A 6655-nucleotide genomic window follows, 5' to 3' on the forward strand; every position below is an offset into this window, starting at 1 on the left:
AACCATTGATTTACTAGGTGAAAAGGTCATTCCTGAAGTGAAGAAATATACTAAGAAAAACTAGTGATTTCTGAATTGTAAAAAATTCGAAAAACAACTAGTTTAAATCAACGATTGCAATATAACATTATGAATATATAAAATTACAAAGAGCTGAAAATCACAAATTCAGCTCTTTTTCTTTGTTTAAAAGAATACAAACTACTATTTAAACCGTTATTTTTTGGCGTGTGATTCTTATTGTAAGACCTTATAACAACATTTGCAAAGTAAATATTCAAATAAGGTTGGCGAAAATGGTATTTGTGCACCACCTAATGATGTGCCAGGCTACGGCAAGGAATTTTACTTGGACCGTCCTTACACTTATGAAGACAGTCAAGGAAACAAATACGGATACGGATTCGGATTCGGAGTAAGTTACCAATAAAGCTACTTCAAGCAAGAATACTTAAGTAAAATAACAGGTGCACCCAATTAATTCAAAAGGGTACACCTGTTATTTTTCTACTTCAGATAGTCATAATCAACGGGACGTTGAATCATAGCTTTGAACTGGTCAAAATCTTCCGAATTCCCAAGGGCCCACATAGTCTTCATGACTAGGGCTTCGCTGGTGATATTGGCTGTTTCAATAATATGCTTTTCCCCTAGAATTGACTGACCAACTGCATAGACCTCATAATCAGACCCTTCCATCGGGACCTGCGTGGTTAAAATCACATATTTTCCTTGGTTGACGGCTGCCCGAATTTGCCCTGCATAATCGAGAGCGGTTAATTGCGGAATCCCACCAATCCCAAAACCTTCAATAACGATGACATCCACCAAGTTACAATAGGCTTCAATGACTTGAGCTGGAAGGCCGGGAGTTAATTTAATCAAACCCACGCGCGGATTCAGTTGGTTATAGAATTTAACTGGCCCTAAATCACTAGATTGATTTAAGATAGGTAAAACCCTTTGTGACCGGACAACTGCCCGGTTGGCGAAATCAATGGTTTGAAAAGCTTGGTAAGACCGAGACCGTACTTTGCGCGACCGGGTGCCCAGTAAAACTTCCCCATGGAATACAATTGATATAGCGTAAGCTTGGTCAGAAATGGCATAGGTTACAGCATCTAGAATATTTTTCACGCCATCATTGCCAATTTTTGATAGGGGCACTTGAGACCCTGTAAAAACAATCGGTTTGGCGCTATTTTGTACCAGGTAAGATAGGGCAGCAGCGCCGTAAGCCATGGTATCTGTCCCGTGAACTATAACAAATCCGTCATAGGTTTCGTATTGGTCCTGGATCACTTGGGCCATCTGCAGCCAATTTTCCGGTTGCATATTAGTTGAATCGATAGACAACAGGTTGACTGCATGATAAGTAAAGTCTAATCCAGAAGACGCTAGAATTTCAGTTAGTTCTTGGTTGATGGTCCCAGCAACAAGTCCATGGTCAGAATCTTGAGCCGAAATGGTCCCACCAGTCAGTATAAATAAAACGCGCTTGGTCATGAAATGCTCCTTATTAAAAATATTTACGCCCATTATACCACGAAAAAGCGCACCAGATAGGATCATCCAGTACGCACGTTTCTGTTATCGAATGGTGATTAGTGACGGATTTGCCCGTCGCCATAAATCACATATTTATAAGTCGTTAAAGCTTCAATCCCCATTGGTCCGCGGGCATGCAATTTCTGAGTTGAAATCCCAATTTCGCCACCGAACCCAAATTTATCGCCATCTGTAAAGCGAGAAGAGGCATTAACAACCACTGCAGCAGCATCAATATCATCCACGAATTGACGGGCTACCGAGTAGTCTTTTGTTACAATCACTTCTGTGTGGGCAGATGAATAAGTTTGGATATGTTCAATCGCTTCATCGTAGCCAGAAGTCACCTTGATCGCAATTTCATAAGCCAAGAATTCCGTCGCATAATCTTCCTCATTGACAGGTAAGATATCGATTTTCCCTTGCAAGATTTCCCGCGTTCTTTGGTCCCCGTGCACAACGACCTTGTCTGCTTTAAAAGATTCAACGATTTGTGGCAAAAAGTCTTCTGCGACTTTTTCGTCGACTAGTAGATTTTCTAAAGCGTTACATACTGAAACCCGCTGTAGCTTCCCATTTTTCAAAATGGCTAAAGCCTTGTCTAAATCAGCCGCTTCGTGCACGTACAAGTGGTCGTTTCCAATACCGGTCTCAATCGTTGGCACAGTCGCATTTTTCACGACATTTTGAATTAAAGCGGCACCACCACGTGGAATTAACACATCCAAGTATTGGTTCATCTGCATAAATTGAGTCGCTAATGCCCGGTCAGGATTGTCGATTAAGTTAACCGCATCGGTTGTCACGCCAGCTTCAGATAAACCAGCTTTAATGGCTTCGATAATGGCCAAGTTGGATTGAATCGTTTCGCTACCCCCACGCAAAATCACGGCATTACCAGCTTTAAAGGTTAGGGCAGTAGCATCAGCTGTTACATTTGGACGTGATTCGAAAATAATCCCGATAACCCCAAGTGGTACACGTTTCTTCCCAATCTCAATGCCATCTTCAGTAAACCACATTTCATCCGTTTGCCCGATAATATCTGGCAAATTCGCCACCTTTTCAAACCCAGCGGCCATATCGTCAATCCGACTTTCAGTTAGGGTCATGCGCTCAATAAAGCTTTCGGGGCGTCGGCCAGCCTCTCGTGTATTTTCAATATCGGCCTGGTTAGCTACTAAAATAGCCGCTTGGTTATCCCGTAAAGACTTGGCCATTGCTAATAAAGCCGCATTTTTTTGTTCGCTTGCCAACTTGCCTAATTCTCGTGAAGCCACCTTTGCAGCTTTACCAAGATTCACTAAACCTTGTGCATCAATCATGTCTGTACCTCCATTACATTAGAATTATGAGTATTTTCTCATTGTGTTCATTTATTATAACCATTTATCTTAAGAAAGGCTATTGGATTCGCTTATTTTGGCATGAAAAGAGTTCCAATTGATTCGCCCTTAACTAAGTCTAAAATCTGCATAGGATCTTCAGATGACATAATCACCGTCATTTGTCCGGATTTTAAAGACTCATTAGCAGCCGTCAATTTCGTTTCCATTCCTCCAGTTGAAAAGGCCGAAACATCACCCTTAGCCATATCCATTAAGTCGTCAGTCACCTCATGCAAGACGTCAAAGCGAACCGCATCAGGATTTCGCTTCGGATTGTCATCATAAAAGCCGTCCACATCTGTTAGAAAAATCAACAAGTCAGCTTCCATCGTTGAAGCAACCAAGGCAGATAGGGTATCGTTGTCTCCAAAACGAGTTTGGTGGTCCATTTCATCAACCGCTACCGCATCGTTTTCATTGATAATGGGTAAGATTTTTTGACCTAATAAGGCATTCATGGCATTTTTGTAGTTGTTGTAAGAATCCGGGAAGTCGATAATGTCCCGTGTTAACAAGATTTGCCCGATAAATTGGCTGTAGTAGTTAAATGACCGACTATATAAATTCATCAAAGCCACTTGTCCAACAGCGGCAGTCGCTTGCTGTGATGCCATATCGGTAGGTCGGCTAGTTAAGCCCATTTTGACAGAACCAACACCAATCGCACCCGAGGTTACAAGGATCACTTCCTTACCCTCTTGAATTAAGGTAGAAAGGGCCAAAGCTAGGCGGTCAATCCGGTTATAATTAATCTGATTTTGACTATTCAAAAGAGAATGTGTCCCAATTTTCACAACAATTCTCTTCGCGCTTAAAATTCCTTCACGATTCATCTCATTCATCCTCATCTAAAAATTTTGTATATTAAAAGTAGTTTTACTCTTTTTTAATCTAATTGAAATCTCACTCTGTTATTATAGCATAGAGGACCTGCGATTTTTAGGCAGGGATATAGACAAATGGGAAAAACAAGGAGTGACTTAAGTGTCAAAAATTAACATGAACCACTTTAACAAGGCCTACATCGCCATCGTACTGGCCTTTATTTTAGCGCTTGCTGCCTATGATATCAGCTACAGTAAGACCAACGCCGAAACAGAAACCACCACAAACCAGCCTACAGATACAAAAACCACCGAAGAAAGTGGCTCTTCAGATGATGAGGAAAAGGCTGAAGCACGTAAAGCTGAGTTGGCAGAAACCATCACCACGCCAGTCGCATCAAACGCCACAACTGATGAAGAAGCCAGTCGAATGGCCGAATTTTCAGCCGACTATGCAGATGACATCCAATCTTATTCTGTGAAGGATATCGCAACAAATGTAGCTGCTACGCTGGAACTGGACGAAACTGCAGCCATGGCCCAGTTGCTGACAGACCTACCTAAAGAAGTTGATGTAGATTCAGCACAATATCAATTAGTCAATAAACTTAACCCATTACTTACCGAACCAGTGATGGATTTTGCCTATGCAAATTCAGGGAAAGAATATAACGCCGCAATCACAGATGCTTATACTGCTTTGATTGATGCAGCAGCAAGTGCCGGGTATACCCTGTCGACAATTTCTGCTCACCGGACCATTGCATATCAAGCACAAAATGTGGAGAATGGTTTTCAAGATTACTTAGCTCAAGGCTATTCAGAATCAGAAGCGCGTGACCTAACAAATGCTTATTTTGCACCAGCAGAAGCCAGTGAACATTCAACTGGACTAGCCTTTGACTGGTTAGGAACTGAATGGACAGGTATAAGTGGCAGTTTAGATGAGGCTTATGCAGACCAACCATCAGCTCAATGGCTCTCAGAAAATGCCCAAGATTATGGCTTTATTTTACGTTACCCACAAGGAAAAGAGCAGGTAACGGGGTATAGCTTTGAGCCATGGCACTACCGATATGTCGGTGTAGAAGCTGCGCAATATATCGCCCAATACGAAATCACACTAGAAGAATTCTTAGCCCTAGTAAACTACCAGACTGCCCTAGCAGAAGAGGGTTTGGCATAAAAAAAATTTAATAAGAACATTTATTACATAGCCGTAGGTGCGGTGGGACCGGGATTAGCCGAGGTCTAATTCCTTGGCTGACTATCCTCAATTCACCGCTAAGGCATGCTAGGCAAGCTTCCGCCTCGGCCAAAGTATATATTCAATAGCTAAATAAATGTATTATCTTAATTAAATATATATAGCGAAAGAGCCAGGACGCGATGTCCTGGCTCTTTTGACTTGTTTATGTGTGCTGTTCTAATTAGAAGTTGAAGTCCATTGTTGCAAAGTAGTCTTCTGGTGTTTCTGGGCGACGGATTTGTTTGAATGTGCCGTCTTCTTTTAACATGACTTCTGCTGAACGCAATTTGGCGTTGTATTGGTAACCCATTGAGGCACCGTGGGCACCAGCGTCGTGGATCCAGATGTAGTCGCCAATGTTTGTTTTTGGTAATTGACGGTCGATAGCGAATTTATCGTTGTTTTCACATAGACCACCTGTTACATCGTATGTTTGGTCGGCAGTTTCGTCTTCTTTGCCTAAAACAGAGATGTGGTGGTAAGCTCCGTACATTGCTGGACGTAATAGGTCAGAGGCTGATGCGTCTAATCCTAGGTAGTCTTTATAAGTGATTTTCTCATGTAGGACTTTGGCTACTAAACCACCGTTTTCAGCTAACATCCAACGACCTAATTCGGTAAAGATGGCAACGTCACCTAAGCCAGCTGGTTGCATGATGTCTTCGTATGCTTGGCGCACACCGTCACCGATGATATCGATGTCTGCAGGTGTTTCTTCTGGTTTGTAAGCAACCCCAACACCACCTGATAGGTTGATGAAGGCGATGTTTAAATCAGTTTGGTCTTTTAATTCAACCGCTAATTCAAATAATGTACGAGCTAATTTTGGATAGTATTCGTTTGATGTCGAACCTGAAACCAAGAATGAGTGGATACCGATGTTTTTCACGCCGTAGTCTGCTAATTTTTGGAAGGCTTGACGGGTTTGTTCAGGGGTCATACCATATTTGGCGTCACCAGGGTTGTCCATGATGCCGTTCGCAACTTCGAATGTGCCACCTGGATTGTAACGGATACAAACTGTTTCTGGGAATTCACCTACATGTTCTTTGAAGAAATCAATATGTGTGATGTCATCAAAGTTAATGATCGCACCAAGTTCAGCGGCTTTCTTGAAGTCAGCAGCTGGCGTAACGTTAGATGAGAACATGATATCGTGGCCTGAGAAACCAACTTTGTCGGCTAATACAAGTTCTGTATAAGATGCACAGTCGACGCCCATGCCTTCTTCCTGCATAATTTTCAATACGTGTGGATTTGGTGTGGCTTTAACAGCGAAATATTCATGGAAGTTAGGGTTCCAAGAGAAAGCTTTTTTAAGACGACGACAGCGGTCTCTGATACCGGCTTCGTCGTATAAATGGAATGGTGTAGGGATTTCAGCAGCAATTTCTTCAACTTTTGCCAGGCTGGTAAATGGACGTTTGTTTTGCATGAATTGTTGTCTCCTTTAAATTTAATCTTACTCTCATTATGAAGAAAATGGGTGGTTTATGCAAGCATAGAATCCTGGTCCGGTAGCGACCTTATAAAAAAACAATAATATGAAAGATCTATGTGAATTGGCTTGACAATTTTTTTATTTAAATCTATGATAATGCTATTGAAAGATGCAACTAGATGAATGACAGCCATATTCGAGGGGA

The 6655-nt window shown here is 41.8% G+C and carries 5 protein-coding genes; 1 reads left to right on the plus strand and 4 read right to left on the minus strand.

The window, feature by feature from the left end; all coding sequences use genetic code 11:
* Window positions 1-507: 507 nt before the first annotated feature.
* The 3 genes from ACRCJ0_RS08365 to proB all read right to left on the minus strand — a co-directional run bounded on the left by ACRCJ0_RS08365 (window position 508) and on the right by proB (window position 3769).
* Window positions 508-1506: an asparaginase gene (locus tag ACRCJ0_RS08365; RefSeq protein ID WP_431390158.1), complete on the minus strand. Its 999-nt coding sequence runs from the start codon at window positions 1504-1506 to the stop codon at window positions 508-510.
* Window positions 1507-1604: 98 nt separating this feature from the next.
* Window positions 1605-2873: a glutamate-5-semialdehyde dehydrogenase gene (locus ACRCJ0_RS08370; RefSeq protein ID WP_431390159.1), complete on the minus strand. Its 1269-nt coding sequence runs from the start codon at window positions 2871-2873 to the stop codon at window positions 1605-1607.
* 92 nt (window positions 2874-2965) lie between these two features.
* Window positions 2966-3769 carry a glutamate 5-kinase gene (gene proB, locus ACRCJ0_RS08375; protein WP_431390160.1) on the minus strand — a complete coding sequence of 268 codons (804 nt, stop codon included), beginning with the start codon at window positions 3767-3769 and terminating at the stop codon, window positions 2966-2968.
* 151 nt (window positions 3770-3920) lie between these two features.
* Here proB and ACRCJ0_RS08380 point away from each other — a divergent pair, with 151 nt between their 5' ends.
* Complete coding sequence (locus tag ACRCJ0_RS08380) at window positions 3921-4946, plus strand: M15 family metallopeptidase (protein WP_431390161.1); 1026 nt, start codon at window positions 3921-3923, stop codon at window positions 4944-4946.
* Window positions 4947-5190: 244 nt separating this feature from the next.
* Here ACRCJ0_RS08380 and ACRCJ0_RS08385 read toward each other — a convergent pair whose 3' ends face one another.
* Window positions 5191-6444 (minus strand): diaminopimelate decarboxylase family protein, encoded by a 1254-nt coding sequence (locus ACRCJ0_RS08385; protein ID WP_311879428.1) that lies wholly within the window; start codon window positions 6442-6444, stop codon window positions 5191-5193.
* Between the last annotated feature and the right edge of the window lie 211 nt (window positions 6445-6655).

The sequence above is a fragment of the Aerococcus sp. L_32 genome, assembly GCF_050689315.1.

Bases quoted from the DNA above. Each gene is read 5' to 3' on its own strand.
- ACRCJ0_RS08370 (WP_431390159.1), bottom strand. From the start codon at position 2,873: ATGATTGATGCACAAGGTTTAGTGAATCTTGGTAAAGCTGCAAAGGTG.
- ACRCJ0_RS08385 (WP_311879428.1), bottom strand. From the start codon at position 6,444: ATGCAAAACAAACGTCCATTTACCAGCCTGGCAAAAGTTGAAGAAATT.
- ACRCJ0_RS08365 (WP_431390158.1), bottom strand. From the start codon at position 1,506: ATGACCAAGCGCGTTTTATTTATACTGACTGGTGGGACCATTTCGGCT.
- proB (WP_431390160.1), bottom strand. From the start codon at position 3,769: ATGAATCGTGAAGGAATTTTAAGCGCGAAGAGAATTGTTGTGAAAATT.